This is a genomic window from Sedimentibacter sp. MB31-C6 (assembly GCF_035934735.1).
Classification (GTDB): Bacteria; Bacillota; Clostridia; order Tissierellales; family Sedimentibacteraceae; genus Sedimentibacter.
In genome coordinates this window covers 2943267-2960399 of the sequence record NZ_CP142396.1, presented here as the reverse complement: position 1 = coordinate 2960399, position 17133 = coordinate 2943267, and the positions used below count along the sequence as shown (strand labels likewise).

Here is a 17133-nt window from a genome sequence, read left to right as displayed (position 1 = left end):
ATCACCTCATTATTATACTTTTTTCTATTAAACTATTAATATTACTTTCACAACATATTTTAGCCTGTCGTATTGCATTTTTAATGGCAATACTATCTGAACTACCATGTGCTTTAATTACTGGTGCTTTAACACCTAATAATGGCGCTCCTCCATGCTCTTTATAATCTAATTTGTTTTTAAAGTCATTTAAAGCAGGTTTTATTAACATTCCACCTATTTTGGACTTTGTACTTGACATCAATGTTGTCTTTATACCTTTCATAAGTTCTAAGACTGTGCCTTCTAATGTCTTCAGAATCATATTACCTACAAATCCATCACATATTATTATATCTGTCTTTCCTTGAAGAACATCCCTTGCTTCAATATTGCCAATAAAATTAAGTGGTAATTTTGAATTTTCTAATAGTTCATATGTTTCTTGAGTCAGTTTATCTCCCTTACTTTTTTCTGCTCCAATATTTGCTAAAGCAATTCTTGGTGAAGAAATATTCATAACTTTTTTAAGATAAATATCTCCCATTAAAGCAAAGTCAAATAAAAATTCTGGTTTGCAATCTACATTTGCTCCAGAATCGATAAGCAAAGCAAAACCACCTCTCATATTAGGAATCATAGTGCCTAAAGCAGGTCTTTCTATTCCATTTATTCTTCCTATAACTAATAAACCACCACTTAGCAAGGCTCCTGTACTACCAGCTGATACAATGGCGTCTGCTTCATTATCTTTTACAAGGTTTAAAGCTTTAACCAATGAAGAATCCTTTTTTCGTCTAATTGCCATAACTGGTTTATCTTCGTTTGTTATGACCTCTTCTGCATTTATTATTTCAATGTTTTTATAGTTTGTCGTAGATTTATCTAATATATTTTTAATTTGTCTTTCTTTGCCAGATAATATTATATTTAACTTATATTCATCTCTAGCAAGTATACTTCCTTTAACTACTGCCTCTGGAGCATTATCCCCTCCCATGGCATCGATTACAATTTTCATATGGACACCTCTGTTTTTAGTATATTTTACCCATTAATTAGTATATCGTAGAAGTATTTTTATTGCAATAAAAAAATAGTGCCCTTAAGCACTAATTTTTTATTCTACGCTCATAACTTCTTTGCCGTTATAATATCCGCATGCTCCACATACTCTATGAGGCAATTTTGGTTCATGACATTGAGGGCATTCCATAACATTTGGAATTGTTAATCTTTCTTTAGCTGTTCTTCTTCTATCTCTTCTAGCTTTGGAAGTTTTTCTTTTTGGTACTGCCATTCTAACACCTCCTTAATCATTTAACAGGTCTTTTAATTTATCAAAACGTGGATCTGTTAAATTGTTATCACATTTACATTTTTCATTATTTAAATTAGCTCCGCATGTAGGACAGATGCCTTTACAGTCTTCTTTGCACAAGGCCTTCATAGGCATAGACAAATAAATTAACTGCTTTATTGTTTCTTCTAACTCAACACATCCCTCATTCAAAACTAATTTAATTTCATTTGAAGCTTCTTTATTTTCTAGATAATTAACAACAACTGCTTCAAATTTAGTTTCTATAGCATTGTTAAATTCAGTTAAACATCTAGCACATTCTTCTGAATATGTATATTTAACTATACCATTTAATAATACATCGTCTTCTACTTTAAAAAAACTACCTTTAAAGTATATATTATTATCAAGATGTGTTTTTTCTAAAAAGTTTTTATCTTCAATTTGAAAAATTTCGTTGATATTTAAAGATAAATCATTCGAAGATAAAAATTTACTTAAATTAATTAATATAATACCACCCTCTTTATTCGCAGAGTTAATTATATGAGAAATAAAAAGTTTTGTCAAGTAGTTTATTTTACACTTTTACTATTTTGCTAATGTCTTAGTATCTCTAGCAATCATTAACTCTTCGTTTGTTGGAATAACAAAAACTTTTACTTTTGAGCTGCTTTTAGATATTTCTACTTCTTTTCCTCTAGTATTGTTTTTATCATCATCAATTTCAATTCCTAAGAATTCTAATCCCTCACAAATTTGTTTTCTAGCTGGTCCTGAATTCTCACCTAAGCCAGCAGTAAATACCAATACATCAACTCCACCCATAGCTGCTGCATAAGAACCGATGTATTTTTTTACTGTATACGCAAATTTGTCTAAAGCTAACTGAGCTCTTTTATCACCTTTATCAGCTGCTTCTTCAATATCTCTAAAATCGCTGCTAACACCAGAAATTCCAAGAACTCCTGATTTTTTATTCATTAAATTATCAATTTCTTGAATTGAAAGATTTTTCTTATTCATTAAAAATGTGACTATAGCTGGATCTATGTCTCCACATCTAGTACCCATTACAAGGCCTTCAAGTGGTGTCATTCCCATACTAGTGTCTACAGATTGACCGTCTTTTATAGCTGTTAAACTAGCTCCATTTCCTAAATGGCATGTTATAATTTTTAACTCTTTGTTACTTTTGCCAGTTAAAGCAGAGACTCTTTCAGAAACATATTTATGAGAAGTTCCATGAAATCCGTATCTTCTTATTCCGAGTTCTTGATATAATTCATAAGGCAATGGATAGATGTAAGCTTCTTCAGGCATTGTTTGATGGAATGCTGTATCAAATACTCCTACCATAGGAATGTTTGGCAATAATTCTTTACAAGCTTCAATTCCAATAATATTTGGAGGATTGTGCAATGGAGCTAAATCAGTACATTCTTTCATAGTATTTACAACTTCATCAGTAATTACTACTGAACCTGCAAATTTTTCTCCACCGTGAACAACTCTATGTCCTACTGCATCAATTTCCTTTAATGATTTTACTGCACCATATTTTGAATCAACTAAAGCTTTTAAAACTATATTAATTGCATCCTTGTGATTAGCCATTGAATCGTTAATTATTACTTTATCTTGTCCAGTTTTTTCATGTTTTACAACACTGCCTTCGATACCTATTCTTTCAGCTAATCCTTTTGCTAATACGCTTTCATCATCCATATTTATTAATTGATATTTCAATGATGAACTTCCACAGTTAATTATTAATACATTCATATTTTTCCTCCATAGGTTTTTAAAATTTTATATCAACTAATATTCACTTATAATTATTTTTAATGAATATTAGTCGTGTTATCATTACTAAATTTCACATTTTATTATTCTTTCAAATTTTTGGTCTTTTATTACTACAATATCACAATTTGAAATATTAAACTTCCATAAGTTAGTATAATCGGTTATCTTATAATATAGTAGTATTGATTGTATAACACCAAAATGAGTAACTATAACTGAATCATCTGACACTTTGTCCATAAATTGTGCTATACGTTGAATGATATCCTCATAGGATTCGCCTTTAGGAAACCTATACCGATTTCCATCCTTAATCCATTGGTCAGTTTCTTCTTTATAGTCAACAATCATTTCATCCCAAGTCATATTTTCAAATATTCCAAAATTGACTTCTATAAGATTATCTACTATGTCTATTGTATTAATATCATAGTAGATTTCTTTTGATATAATTTTAGCCGTATCAAATGCACGTATCAATGGACTAGAATATATCTTTGATACATTACATTCTTTTAAATTCAGTCCTGCAACTAGAGCTTGCTTTTTACCTAAAGACGAAAGCTCTACGTCAGTTATTCCACTAAACCTTTTATTTAAATTAGCCGTTGATTCTCCATGTCGAACTAAATATACCATAACAAACCTTTCATAAATAGCACAATAACCATAAATATCAGTTGGCTTATTTCCGTAATAAATCCACAAGTATCTCCTGTCATTCCGCCTATTTTGTTTTCAATCCAATTAGAAATTAAATACGCAATAAACAATGTAATAAAAGACGAAATTAAAACAACCAAGCGATTAGGAACAATGATACAACAAATGGCTAAAATTAGAAGATTAATCAAAAAAACTTCAGTAGTTATTCCTTCAATAAATACAGTACCCATACCCTTTGTTTTTTTTGCATACTTTTTATCAAAAGAACTTACAATAACTGATGTTCGTCCTACTATCGGCATTAAAAATATTGTAAAAATATCAATATTGGAAAACAAAATAGATTGTGTTAATACTATAATTATCAAACACAAAACACCAAAAGCTCCTATATGAGAATCACTCATTATTTCAAAAATTCTATTACCTGTCCTTCCTGAAAATAATCCATCAGCAGAGTCAGCAGATCCATCTAAATGAATTCCACCTGTTACAATAAGATATCCAATCGTTAATACAATTCCTTTCACATAGTCTGCAAAAACTAAATTACTTATATATGCAATAATAAACAAGATAATTCCAATTACTGCTCCCATTAAGGAATATAAGCCCAAAGCCTTTTTAAGATTTTCTTCATTATATTCAATTTTTTTACCTATAGGAATCTGCGTAAAAAAAGATAAAAGAACTAAAAATCCTGAGGCCATTTAACCATTTCTCCTCTATGTTTAAGTTTGATTGGAATTCCTGAAAAGATAAAATACATAAAGTCAGACTTTTTCCCAATTCTATTATTGATTCTACCGCTTATATCTCTAAAGTAATTTCCCATATAATATGAAGGAACAACTCCCATTCCAGTTTCATTTGAAACTATAATAAGTTTTTTATTTTTATCATTACAAATATTAATTAATGAAAGTACTTCCTTAATTATTTTTTTTTCTAAATTATTTACTTCTTCAATATTGCAATTATCAAAATCAATTTTACTGTCAACCATGAAATTACCTATCATAGTTGTTATACAGTCTATTAGAATTACTTCAGATTCATTAAATTCATTATAATTAATAAGGGTGTTGAAATTAGAATACATCTCAATTGTTTGCCATTCTGCTGGCCTTTGCTCTTGATGTTTTTTAACACGATCAGCCATTGCTTTGTCTGTTACTACAGCTGTTGCTATGTATAGAACCTTATGTCCATATTCTCTTGCTTTGTTTTCTGCAAAAGTACTTTTTCCACTTCTAGAACCGCCTATTACAAAAGTTACACTCATTTTTTCATCTCTTTACATCATATTTATTTACATTTAACCTTATTTATTATATCATTAATTAAGAAAAAATCAATTACCAAAATGAAAATCATATATATTTATTGAAAATCATCAAAATTATATTAAATTGCAAGGAGAGTAATAATGAATATTACAGGTATTGTTGCAGAATATAATCCATTTCATAAAGGACATGAATATCAATTAAGTAAGGCCAGAGAAAAGTCAAAATGCGAAGGAATAGCCGTTGTAATGAGTGGCAATTACGTTCAAAGAGGTGAACCAGCAATTATTGATAAATACAAAAGAGCTGAAGCTGCAATCTATGGTGGAGCTGATTTAGTAATTGAACTTCCCATGCCCTATTCATGCCAAAATGCTGAACTATTTGCTTTAGGTGCAATTTCTGAGTTAAAGAAACTTTCTATTTCAACGTTAAGCTTTGGATGTGAAAATGATGATACAAAATTATTAGTAGAAATAGCAAAAACTCAAATGAATAATAAAATGTATAATCAAATTTTAAAAAAAGAAATTTCAAAAGGAATTTCCTACCCTACAGCTGTTACTAATGCAATAAACCACTTATTAGGTGAGAAAATTAATAATATAATTAAATCTCCAAATAATATCCTTGGCATTGAATATATTAAAAGTTGCATAAAAATAAACCTAAACTGCGAAATTGCTCCAATAAAACGTATAGGTAAAGGTTATAATGATTTAAATATAACTGGATATTATGATAGTGCTTCAGCTATTAGACGCAGTATTCTTATGGATGAAAAGAAAACAGACCTTAATTCTTTGACTGATGTAAGTATAGAGACTTTACATAAATTTTATGAAATGTATGGTAAATTTAATAGTCTTGATAACTATTTAAATTATATATATTATACAATTTTAATATTAGGGTTAGAAGGATTAAACAATATTTATGAAGTGTCAGAAGGATTAAATAATAAGATATTTTCTAATGTATTAAAATATGTCACTGTTGATGATTTTATTAAGTCATTGAAGTCTAAAAGATATACTTATTCTAAATTAAGAAGAATTCTTTTAAATATATTATTGGGAATTCAAAAAAGCGATATTAAAAGTCTTATATCTCAAGATTTGTATAATAACAATAAAATTAATTATATTAAAGTCCTTGCATTTAATGATATTGGTAGAAAAATAATAAAAGAAGCAAAAAATAATGGAACTTACATAATCAATCGCTACGCTGACTATAAAAAAAGTAATATAAATACTAAAAATTCTACTTGTTTCAAATTAACAGATAAATCAACTAATATTTATTATATCCCATTTAACAATGCAAAAGTTAACGAAGAATATTACTTAAATGCAATTTATGTAAAATAAAAAATCAAGCATATAAAAAACCCTTGTACAATAAAATATCATATGGAGGGTTTTTTATGTTTAAAAGAAATATCATACCGATTTTTATAATATTAATAATTTTAGCATTTCTTATGCAGCCAAAAACCGTGTCTGAAGGTGCCTTTATTGGATTAAATATATGGGTTAATAATATTATTCCTTATTTATTTCCTATGTCTATTTTATCTAATATATTACTTCAATATAATTTTATGTATAGCCTTCTTGAAAGATTTTCATTTATTTCAAAAATAATATTTAAAAGCAAATTTGCTTTTATACCTTATTTTATAAGCTTTATATCAGGTTATCCTTCAGGAGGTTTGGTAACTAATATACTCTTTGAAAATAAAAGAATTAGCAAAAGAGAAGCTAATTATCTACTTATATTCACAAATAATTGCAGTTTTCAATTTATTGCTGGTGCAGTTGCTTTTTCAATGCTTGGAAATTTTAACTTATATATGTATATTGCTTTTCCACATTTTTTAGGAGCAATAATCCTAAGCTTTCTATATAAAAACCATGAAATAGTTTTACCTACTAATAAAAAATTAGATTATAAACCAATACAATTTAATGAAGTGTTTAGTTCATCAATATATAAATCAGTAATAAGTATATTATCTGTTGGAGGTGTTATTGTAATTTTCTCTATATTTTCTCAATTTTTAACAAATATATTATCTTCTTTTGAGGGATTTATGTCACTAGGTACAAATATTAGAGACTTAATATTTGCTATTATTGTAGGAATATTGGAAATTACAAATGGTTGTAGTATAATTTCTTCATCGATACTTCCTTTAGAAGTTAAGTTAATTATAATAAATTTTCTAATAAGTTTTTCTGGTATATCTGTAACATTTCAAACAATTGCAATTACTTCAGAATTCAACTTTAATATTAAAAAGTACTTAAAAGGTAAGTTTATTTTTGGTATCATATCTGCTTTTATTTGTACATTAATGTTAATTATAATTTAAATATACATATTGATAAAAATTGTAAAAAAAAGTATAATATCAATAATAGAAAAACAGTAGATAAATGATTGTATATTAATTGTATTTAGGAGATATTATGATAGATGTAACTTTAATAGGTACAGGAGGGATGATTCCTTTACCTAATAGATTTTTATCATCCTGTTTAATTGAATATAATGGAAAATCCATATTGATTGATTGTGGTGAAGGTACTCAGGTTTCTTTAAGTAAAGGTAAATTCAGTATAAGAAAAATAGAAACAATTTTAATAACCCATTGTCATGCTGATCATATAACAGGACTTCCTGGGCTTTTATTGAGTATAGGCAATAATGGACGAATTGAGCCCCTTTATATTATAGTACCAAGAGGTGGTTATAAAATTATTAATACATTATTAGTAGTTTGTGGGTTTCTTCCATATGAAGTAATAATTACAGAATTACACGAAACAAAGCCTCAAACATTTGAACAAATAGGACTTAAAATAACTTCGATACCATTAAAGCATCATATAAATTGTTTAGGTTATAGTTTAAAATTACAATTAAAGCCTCGTTTTCAACCTGAAAAGGCAAAAAAATTAAATATTCCTGTAAAATTATGGAGTATTCTTCATAATGGTAATAGCGTTCAAGTTAATAATAATAAAATAACACCAGAAATGGTTTTAGGAATACCTAGAAAAAGTATTAAAATATCATATGTAACAGATACTAGACCTACTAAACATATAAAAGAAATAGTAAAAGATTCTGATTTATTTATTTGTGAAGGTATGTATGGTAATGATGAACAATACGATAATGCTGTTGAAAAAAAACATATGTTATTTTCTGAAGCAGCAAAAATTGCCCTTGATGCTAATGTAACTGAATTATGGCTAACTCATTATAGTCCATCTTTAAAAAATCCAGAAGAATTTATAAATGTTGCTAAAAATATATTTTCTAATACTGTAGCTGGTTATGATTTAATGACTACTAATTTAAATTCAAATGATTAAATTATAAAGTAGAGTATGCACTAAAGGCACACTCTACTTTTATTTTTTGTTCTTTAATCTTTTTAATCTAAAAAAGTCTTCTCTTTCTTTTTCTTCTAATACATTTTGAATATATTTAACTTGTGCTTCAAATTTTGGTATTTGAACATGTTCTAATGCATTAGTTCTTTTTTTAACTTTTTCTATCTCTTTAGCAAGTTTAAATATTGAACTTTCTAACTCAGTTATTTCATAAATTTTATATTTAACTTCATTAAATTTTTGTCTTGCTTTATCTAATGCGTCATTTGTTCTATAAAATCCATATGTTGGTGTATATCCATCGTCTTCTATATACTTTATAGAAGGAATATCGACTCCCATCACACTTTTTAATATGATATCGTATTGCTCATTAACTGGCACACTGTATGACATGTCTTCTACTGTTTTAACCCCTAATGTTATATTAGCTTCTTGTATAGACTCATATGCCTCTTTTAAAACATCATATATTTCGTTATGCATTGTCCTTGCTTTATCGACATAAGACATAATCTCTTTAATAAGAATATTTCTCTTCTTATCTAATAATTCGAATCCCTTTTTTGACAGTTCAAGAGAAGATTTAGCTTTAATAAGGTTTGATTTAGTAGGTGCAACTAATACAGCCATAACTATCGCTCCCTATTGCTAACATAGTATTTTTCTACTATTTCTGATTCTATACGATCCAGTTCAGTTTTTGGTAGAATTGATAATACATACCATCCTAAATCTAAAGTTTCATTAATACTTCTGTTTTCATTTTTTTCTTGTGCTATGAATTTGTTTTCTAATTCACGACCAAATATCATATATAATTTTTCTACATCAGTTAAATCATCTTCACCAATTATTTGTGATAAACTTCTAATATCTTGAACTTTAGAGTAAGAAGCAAATAATTGACTTTGTAAGTCAGCATGATCTTCTCTTGTATAATCAGCTCCAATACCATCTTTCATTAATCTTGACAAAGATGGTAATATGTCTATTGGCGGATATATTCCATTTTGATTTAATTCTCTATTTAAAACAATCTGCCCTTCCGTTATAAAACCTGTCAAATCAGGTATGGGATGAGTAATATCATCATTAGGCATTGTAAGTATTGGAATTAATGTTATAGAACCCTCACTGCTTTTAAGCATACCTGCTCTTTCATAAATAGTTGAAAGGTCACTATACAAATAGCCAGGATATCCTTTACGTGAAGGAACTTCTTCTTTTGCTGATGAAATTTCACGTAATGCTTCAGCATAGCTAGTCATATCTGTTAATATTACTAGAACATGCATATTTTGCTCAAATGCTAAATATTCTGCTGCTGTTAAAGCGCATCTTGGAGTAGAAATTCTCTCGATAATTGGATCGTCAGCTGTATTTATATACATAACAACATGATCTAATACCCCTGCTGATTCAAAACTTCTTCTAAAGTAGTCAGCATCATCATGCCTAACTCCCATTGCTCCAAAAACAACTGCAAAATTATCCTTTGTAGCACCTTTAATTTTAGCTTGCTTTACAATTTGAGCAGCTAATTCATTATGAGCCATACCATTACCAGAAAAAATAGGTAATTTTTGTCCTCTTATTAATGTCATTAGAGCATCTATTGATGATATACCTGTTTGAATAAAGTTCCTAGGATATCTTCTAGCAACAGGGTTAATTGGCCTACCATTTATATTTTGCCTATTAGTAGATATAACTTGATAAGCTTTATCAATAGGCTCACCTACTCCATTAAAGGTTCTTCCCATCATTTCCTTAGACAAAGGAATAGTTAAGGCTTCGCCCATAAATTTTATTGAAGTATTGTCAGTAGATATTCCTGTTGTACCTTCAAAGACCTGAACAATAACTTTGTCACCTTCAATTTTTATAATTTTACCTTTTCTTATTTCTTCATTGTCAATTTTTATATTTACCGTTTCTCCATAGGCAGCATCTTCAATACCAGAAAGAACTATTAAAGGACCATCAATCTTTTGTAATTTTAAATATTCTTTTCTCATTTTAACACTCCCTATTCATACTTTTGTTTTAAGTTTTTGAATGTTTCAATTATTTTTTTCATTAAATCATCTAACATCTCTAACTTATCATTTGGAACATCATATTTCATTTTCAAAATATCTTGTATAACATCTTCCTTACGAATTACAGAAATAGGTATTCCCATTTTAACACATTCCATAGCATTTTCGTAAAATATATCTATTACTTGTAACATCAAATATTGCTTTTTCAATACAACAAAGGAATCCTGTGGATGAAGGGCATTTTGCTGTAGGAATCCCTTTTTAATAATTCTTGCTGTTTCCAATACTAATGCTTGGTCATTAGGGAGTACATCTTCTCCAACAAGTTGAACAATTTCGTTCAATTTTTCTTCCTCTTGCAATAAAGATATCATTTTTTGTCTCAATTTAAACATATCTGATGCTATATTTTCTTCATACCAGTCTCCAAGCATACTTACATAACCGCTATAACTAGTTAAATAGTTGATAGCAGGATAATGTCTTGCATATGCTAATTTTTTATCTAATGCTAAAAATGCTGTAACAAATCTTTTTGTATTTTCTGTAACAGGTTCAGAAAAGTCACCTCCGGGAGGTGAAACAGCACCAATTATCGTTATTGAAGCTTCTTCTTTGCTTAGATTTTCTACGCAACCGGCTCTCTCATAAAATTCAGCAAGTCTTGATGGTAAGTATGCAGGATAACCTTCTTCTGCTGGCATTTCTTCCAAACGACCAGATATCTCTCTCAATGCTTCTGCCCATCTAGAAGTAGAATCTGCCATTATTGCAACATCATAGCCCATATCTCGATAATATTCTGCCATTGTTATACCTGTATATATACTTGCTTCACGAGCAGCAACTGGCATGTTTGACGTATTTGCAATTAAAATTGTTCTTTCCATTAATGGTCTATTAGTTCTAGGGTCAATTAGCTTTGGGAATTCTTCCAATACATCTGTCATTTCATTTCCTCGTTCACCACAACCAATATATACAATAATATCTGCATCACTCCACTTTGCTAATTGATGTTGTGTTACGGTTTTACCTGTACCAAATCCACCAGGAAGAGCTATGGTACCACCCTTTGCAATTGGAAAAAAACTATCAATAACCCTTTGTCCAGTTATAAGTGGCTTGTAAATAGGCAATCTTCCTTCTATAGGTCTTGCCTTTCTTACTGGCCATTTAAAACATAATGTAAGATTTAAATTTCTTTTATTTTCATTTTCTAATACAACTACAGTATCATTCAAAGTATATTTTCCATCTGGTTTTACATCATTAACTGTTCCATTAACATTGTATGGAATTATAAGCTTATGCAGGATTCTTTCAGTTTCCTGTACTGTTGCATAAACATCACCTGTTTTAAGCTTGTCGCCTTTTTTTACTAATATTTTAACATCCCATTTCTTTTTTTCATCAAGAGATAACAATCCTATACCTTCAGGAATAAAATCTTGGGACATATTTTGTATTCTATTAAGAGGCCTTTGAATGCCATCAAAAATATTGCCTATCATTCCTGGCCCTAAAGAGACTGATAAAGGTGATCCAGTTGAAAAGATTTTTTCTCCAGCTTTTAATCCTTCAGTTTCCTCATACACTTGAACAGTAGCAATAGTCCCTTCAATAGAAACAACTTCTCCTATAAGTTTTTGATTACCAACTGTAACCATTTCATTAACCTTAAAAGAGCCCATATTTAGTCCCTTTACAACAGGTCCGTTTATGTCACTTACAATTCCCTCAATATTAATCATTGTAATCACCTGCCTCTAAAGCTTCAAATATTGTTTGCATTATATAAGATTTATTTTCTTCTAAAATAGCATCTATTGATAAATCTACTTTAACATTTTTATCTACTATTTCAATTATTAAACCACCTAATATATCTTCCCTTATTATAAAAGATATGTTTTCAATTTTCGGATACTTTTTAAATTCTTCTTTTAAAAAACTACTATAATTATCATTATCTTTTTTTGTCAAATAAATAATTAAATTACAATCTTCACTACTTTTTATATATTTTTGAAATTCTAATATTTCTTTTTCTAAAAATGTTTTATATATTTTTGACTTAATAAATTCTTGTAATTTATTTTTGAAATTTTCCATAAAAATATTGTAATAATTTTCTTTTAATACAATAATCTCTCTTTTTATAATTACTTTTGATTTACTCAAGCTTTCAATACGTTTAGTTTCAGCTTTTTTCTTAGCTTTCTCTTCAATTTCTTTTGCTTCTCTATCTACTTCTTCTTTATTTTTTTGTATTCTTAATTCATTTTGTTTCTCAATTTCCTTAAAGTCTTCATTGAACTTTTTATCCATAGATTGATTGAGCAATTTAGAAAAAAGTAATAATTTTTGTTCTATAGTAACCATAATTCACCTCATATACGAATTCCAACTGAATCACTGATATATTTTTCTATAGCATCATATGTTCGAATACTACCATGTCTATCAGGAATTTCAATTATTAGTGGTACTTTTGACTTAATCTTATATTCCATTACTTCTTCGCTAATCATATCAGCTATTTTTTCTGTAAGTATCAATATACCAATTTCCCTATTCTGTAACACCTTTTTCATTGTACTCAAAGCGTTGGCTCTGTCATGTACAATGACACCATCAATGCCAGCTAACCTCAATCCTACCCATGTATCTCTACTATCACATATTAAAAAAGATTTCATATCATTCTCTTTTCATTTCGATTTTATTAAACAAATAAAATTAAAATTGAAATAATCATACCATAAATTGCAATACCTTCGGCCATACCAACAAAAATTAAAGTTTTACCAAGAATAGAAGAATCCTCTGATATAGCACCTACTGCTGATGAACCAACTGAACCAACTGCTAATCCTGTTCCTATTGTTGCTATACCTGTTGATAATGCTGCTGAAAAATACTTTAACCCATCTCCTAATGAACTTCCAGCTGCAACTGCTTCTGAAGCAACTGCTTCAGTTTCTGCGAATACATTTCCACCAAAAATTGTTGAAATTATAGCTCCAACCATTACTAGTCCAAATGCAGATACTGTTGTTAATATAGCTTTTTTAATACTTCCCTTTTTACCATTTTTCATAGCTTTATATCCATAGATTATAGTTCCTACAGCAATTGATGCTGCTAATAAAATTAATATAATTTGCATTTATTTTACTTCCTTTCTGATTTTAATTATTTAGTTAATTTTTTCTTTCACTATTTTACTTATTATTTACATTTAATGGTTTAAACTCTATTCCATCGCCTTTAAAATACTTGCTGAATAATTCATAATATTGAAGACGAAGACCTTGAATAAATACTATTAAACCTTCAAGTGTTAAAATTAATATATTTCCGATAATAAGTATTAAAACTTTCAACAATGGATTAGTTACCATTTCTGATATTACCAGAAATGCCAAAAATAATCCTGCATGATTCAGTGCAAAGGCTCCAACACGAACAAATGATATAGAATTGCTCAGTACGCCTAAAATAGTTTCTACTGCTTCAAAAATACTTTCAGTTAAATATGAACCTGCTCCATCATGAAACAATGGTTTTTTCTTTAATATAATGTTAGTAATTGGTTCTTTCATTATTAAAATAACAAGACTTAATAAAAGAACAATCAGCGGAATACTTAAAGGTAAATTTATAATACCTATTAAAGTTACAATAGTTAATATAAAACTTATAAAGAATATATAACCAGTAACCCCATTTTTACCAAAAATACCTTCTTCAATATTTCCATTTTTCAGTGAGTTTATTACTCCATAAACATAAGATACAGATAGAACAGCTATTCCAAATAATATTCCTGCTACTAGTATCTTAGGTATATTGTCCGGGCTTAATGGACCACCATTAATTAAACTAGGCAACCAAGGTAACTCATGTTTTTCTAATCCAAATAAACTTCCATATACAAAACCAAATAAAATAGAACTTCCTCCAAGACGCATAAGTATTTGACCCGCTGATTCCATTTTTTTAAGAAGTAATACACCAGCTAGAAAATATACTAAACCTTGACCTATATCACCAAACATAATACCAAATGCCAAACAAAAAGTTATAGCTAAAAATGGAGTCGGATCAAGTTCATTATAGGCGGGTAATCCATACATTCTTACTATTGTTTCAAAAGGTTTTGTGAACCAATTATTTTTTAATTTTGTAGGAGGAACTACTTGATTTCCCATTTCTTCAGCAGTTTTTTCTGTTAAAAGATATTTATTAGAAACAGTAGATATTGAATCTTTAAGTTTATTTAAATCTTTTTCCTGAATCCATAGATTAATAGCAAATATATTATCTCCAAATTCAGCATTTTCAGAAATTTCAGCAATTTTTTCCTCGAGAGTAAAAATATTAAACAATTTATTTAATATTTTAGTATTTAATTCTTTGTCACCCTCAATTTCATTAGATAATTCTTTAATTTTTTCTTGAAGAGTTTCTATACGTTGGTTAATTTGAACAATCATTTCTGAAGGAGTTCCTACAATACCATCTGGAACATTTAACTTATCCCAGTTAAGAGATTTCAAAAGATTGTTTGTTTCCTCTTTAAATTGTTTTGGATATATAATCATATACATATCCTCAACAGAAGATTTTATTATACCTATTCTTAATACTATTGCACTTAAATTTTCGTAGTTTCTTTTAATACGTATTTTGTTTTCATTTGACAATGTCCCTATTTCATAATCAAAATAATTTAAATCTGCCACCTTATTCAAGTCAACAGTTTTATCAGAAATACAATCAATTTTATCTTTAAAAATATATAATTCTTCAATTTGCTGTCTATAATTATTAATTTTATTAACCTTATCACCAATTGAAGATTTTATTTTATTTAATTCAGTTTTAGATTCCTCCAAACTAAAGTTTCTATCTAAAAGAATCTTACTATCTACTTTTAATTCTATGTCTAATCCCTTACTCAATTCATTAACTGTGTCCAAACAATCAGTACATCTCTGAATAAAATTGTCTGGATCCATATCTAATAAATGTGAACTTACTAAATCTGATTCATATTGATGAATAATATAGTAATTCGCATATGCATTACTGTGTTCTATATTTAAATTCAAATGCACATTATCATTAATTATTAATTCTTTTAAGATTGTAGGCATTTCTTCCATAGAACCAACTATTTTTACTAGGACCATTTTCTCAATAGACATTATTTAATCCTCCCTTCACTTTACTTTATATACCAAGTAACTTTCTAACTTTTCTTTTGGCATATTATATTTAATTCCTTCAATAATGGTTGTTAAATCATTAATAATAATATTTAACATATATATAAATGAAATTGCTATTCCAATATTTTTATTACTTTTTTTATTAAGATATTCAAAGAGATAAAAGTCCATTGTTCTACCTTCATCAGTAATATAATCATTAAAGTATTTATATTTTAATGTTTTATTAACTAATTGTCTAAAATCAACTAGTGATTTTGAATAACATAATTTTTTTAATGTTTTGAAATTAATTGACTTTCCACCTTCTAAACTATAAATTAATATTTCTTCAGGTGTAATTTTATAGTAACTTAACGCTCTGTAAATCCATTGGATGTTTAATAAATCAATTTTATATCCAATTATTTCTTTCACAACTTCTTTATCTTCTTTATCCAATTTTTCTGCTTTTGCTAAAAGAGTTTTATAAAATATTACATATAACTTCATTTCTATATGAAACTCTCGTTTTACAGCATCTTCTTTAGTTAAATTCTTCAACTCCATATAATATGGAGTATCTCTTAAACTTTCAATAAATTGAACAACATCCTTGGATACTAATAGATCATTAAAGGGTAAGTTGGTGAATTCATCAGAATGAACAAACCTTTTCTCTATATCTTCAAGTGTTTCATCTCTTGCAATTTTTCTTAAAATTAAGTTTAAATCTGCTAATTCGTCTTCTATCAATATAGTTTTAAGGAAATCTTTATAATCACCAGAAAAATAATGAAGTAAATCTATGATTTCCATATTTTTAATTTTTCTAAGTATTCCTTCTAAACTATCTCTATTTATGTTAACATTTCGTACATCATTTAATAGTCTTTGAAATTCAACATTGTTTAACAAATAATTTTTAAGTTGCTCAACAGAATTACACTTTAATATATTATCCCACGTGCTTTTATTAAGAAAATGACCTTTTTTTGTAATTATCTTAGTTCTTACAGCGTGATATGACATGTTAGGGTTCATATTAACCCTCCAATACAAATAATTTATTAAATATTTCTTCAGTCAATTTTTTTTCTGCTTTAAAATACTTAACTTCTAATTCAGAAGAAATTTTCTTAATTTTATCTTCTTGCTTTTTTTCATTTTCAAGTACAAACTTCTCAGCTTCTTCAGTCATTGTTTGTGCTCTAATTTTAGCATTTTCAATTTTTTCTTTTTTATAACTTAAAATTATGTCTTCATACTCTTGCTTTTTCTTCAATAAAATTTTCTCATTTCTTTTTTTATTTTCAAAAGCAAAGGAGTCAATTTGACTTATTTGATCAATAATATTTTCCAAAAGAGACCTCCTTATTTTTTTCATAACATTTCAGAGTATATCACTAT

19 protein-coding genes are annotated in these 17133 nt (G+C 27.9%); 3 read left to right on the top strand and 16 right to left on the bottom strand.

The annotated features are described in order from the left end of the window. Position 1: 1 nt before the first annotated feature. From plsX to cobU, 7 genes are all read right to left on the bottom strand, one after another. Positions 2-1000, bottom strand: coding sequence for a phosphate acyltransferase PlsX (gene plsX, locus U8307_RS14210; protein WP_326908907.1), 999 nt, complete (start codon positions 998-1000; stop codon positions 2-4). Positions 1001-1099: 99 nt separating this feature from the next. Further along, on the bottom strand, positions 1100-1279 hold the full coding sequence (rpmF, locus tag U8307_RS14205) for a 50S ribosomal protein L32 (RefSeq protein WP_326908905.1): 180 nt from the start codon (positions 1277-1279) through the stop codon (positions 1100-1102). Positions 1280-1291: 12 nt separating this feature from the next. Further along, positions 1292-1852 (bottom strand): YceD family protein, encoded by a 561-nt coding sequence (locus U8307_RS14200; protein ID WP_326908904.1) that lies wholly within the window; start codon positions 1850-1852, stop codon positions 1292-1294. Positions 1853-1873: 21 nt separating this feature from the next. Continuing rightward, positions 1874-3067, bottom strand: coding sequence for an acetate/propionate family kinase (locus U8307_RS14195; protein WP_326908903.1), 1194 nt, complete (start codon positions 3065-3067; stop codon positions 1874-1876). A gap of 87 nt (positions 3068-3154) precedes the next feature. Further along, on the bottom strand, positions 3155-3730 hold the full coding sequence (locus U8307_RS14190; RefSeq protein WP_326908902.1) for a histidine phosphatase family protein: 576 nt from the start codon (positions 3728-3730) through the stop codon (positions 3155-3157). Beyond that, complete coding sequence (gene cobS, locus U8307_RS14185; protein ID WP_326908901.1) at positions 3718-4467, bottom strand: adenosylcobinamide-GDP ribazoletransferase; 750 nt, start codon at positions 4465-4467, stop codon at positions 3718-3720. The genes U8307_RS14190 and cobS overlap by 13 nt, the downstream gene beginning before the upstream one ends. Then, the gene (cobU, locus tag U8307_RS14180; protein WP_326908899.1) at positions 4449-5042 is read right to left on the bottom strand and encodes a bifunctional adenosylcobinamide kinase/adenosylcobinamide-phosphate guanylyltransferase; all 594 of its coding nucleotides are present in this window, start codon (positions 5040-5042) and stop codon (positions 4449-4451) included. The genes cobS and cobU overlap by 19 nt, the downstream gene beginning before the upstream one ends. A gap of 144 nt (positions 5043-5186) precedes the next feature. Here cobU and U8307_RS14175 point away from each other — a divergent pair, with 144 nt between their 5' ends. The 3 genes from U8307_RS14175 to U8307_RS14165 all read left to right on the top strand — a co-directional run bounded on the left by U8307_RS14175 (position 5187) and on the right by U8307_RS14165 (position 8435). Then, positions 5187-6419, top strand: a complete 1233-nt coding sequence (locus U8307_RS14175; RefSeq protein ID WP_326908897.1) for a nucleotidyltransferase — start codon at positions 5187-5189, stop codon at positions 6417-6419. Positions 6420-6475: 56 nt separating this feature from the next. Beyond that, the gene (locus U8307_RS14170) at positions 6476-7426 is read left to right on the top strand and encodes a hypothetical protein (protein ID WP_326908895.1); all 951 of its coding nucleotides are present in this window, start codon (positions 6476-6478) and stop codon (positions 7424-7426) included. A gap of 97 nt (positions 7427-7523) precedes the next feature. Then, positions 7524-8435 carry a ribonuclease Z gene (locus tag U8307_RS14165; RefSeq protein WP_326908893.1) on the top strand — a complete coding sequence of 304 codons (912 nt, stop codon included), beginning with the start codon at positions 7524-7526 and terminating at the stop codon, positions 8433-8435. Between the two features lie 39 nt (positions 8436-8474). Here U8307_RS14165 and U8307_RS14160 read toward each other — a convergent pair whose 3' ends face one another. Genes U8307_RS14160 through U8307_RS14120 form a run of 9 tightly spaced genes read right to left on the bottom strand, consistent with a single transcriptional unit; the run spans position 8475 to position 17086 of the window. Further along, the gene (locus tag U8307_RS14160) at positions 8475-9089 is read right to left on the bottom strand and encodes a V-type ATP synthase subunit D (RefSeq protein ID WP_326908891.1); all 615 of its coding nucleotides are present in this window, start codon (positions 9087-9089) and stop codon (positions 8475-8477) included. Between the two features lie 2 nt (positions 9090-9091). Further along, entirely contained in the window at positions 9092-10477 is a 1386-nt protein-coding gene (locus U8307_RS14155; RefSeq protein ID WP_326908890.1) for a V-type ATP synthase subunit B, read from the bottom strand. Positions 10478-10488: 11 nt separating this feature from the next. After that, positions 10489-12258, bottom strand: a complete 1770-nt coding sequence (locus tag U8307_RS14150; protein ID WP_326908888.1) for a V-type ATP synthase subunit A — start codon at positions 12256-12258, stop codon at positions 10489-10491. Then, on the bottom strand, positions 12251-12889 hold the full coding sequence (locus U8307_RS14145) for a V-type ATP synthase subunit E family protein (protein ID WP_326908886.1): 639 nt from the start codon (positions 12887-12889) through the stop codon (positions 12251-12253). Before U8307_RS14145 ends, U8307_RS14150 begins: the two co-directional genes overlap by 8 nt. Positions 12890-12897: 8 nt before the next feature. After that, positions 12898-13206, bottom strand: coding sequence for a V-type ATP synthase subunit F (locus U8307_RS14140; RefSeq protein ID WP_326908884.1), 309 nt, complete (start codon positions 13204-13206; stop codon positions 12898-12900). A 26-nt stretch (positions 13207-13232) separates the two neighbouring features. After that, positions 13233-13676 carry an ATP synthase subunit C gene (locus U8307_RS14135; RefSeq protein ID WP_326908882.1) on the bottom strand — a complete coding sequence of 148 codons (444 nt, stop codon included), beginning with the start codon at positions 13674-13676 and terminating at the stop codon, positions 13233-13235. A gap of 55 nt (positions 13677-13731) precedes the next feature. Beyond that, positions 13732-15720: a V-type ATP synthase subunit I gene (locus U8307_RS14130; protein WP_326908880.1), complete on the bottom strand. Its 1989-nt coding sequence runs from the start codon at positions 15718-15720 to the stop codon at positions 13732-13734. Positions 15721-15735: 15 nt separating this feature from the next. After that, positions 15736-16767 carry a V-type ATPase subunit gene (locus U8307_RS14125; RefSeq protein WP_326908879.1) on the bottom strand — a complete coding sequence of 344 codons (1032 nt, stop codon included), beginning with the start codon at positions 16765-16767 and terminating at the stop codon, positions 15736-15738. A 1-nt stretch (position 16768) separates the two neighbouring features. Further along, positions 16769-17086, bottom strand: coding sequence for a hypothetical protein (locus U8307_RS14120; protein ID WP_326908878.1), 318 nt, complete (start codon positions 17084-17086; stop codon positions 16769-16771). Between the last annotated feature and the right edge of the window lie 47 nt (positions 17087-17133).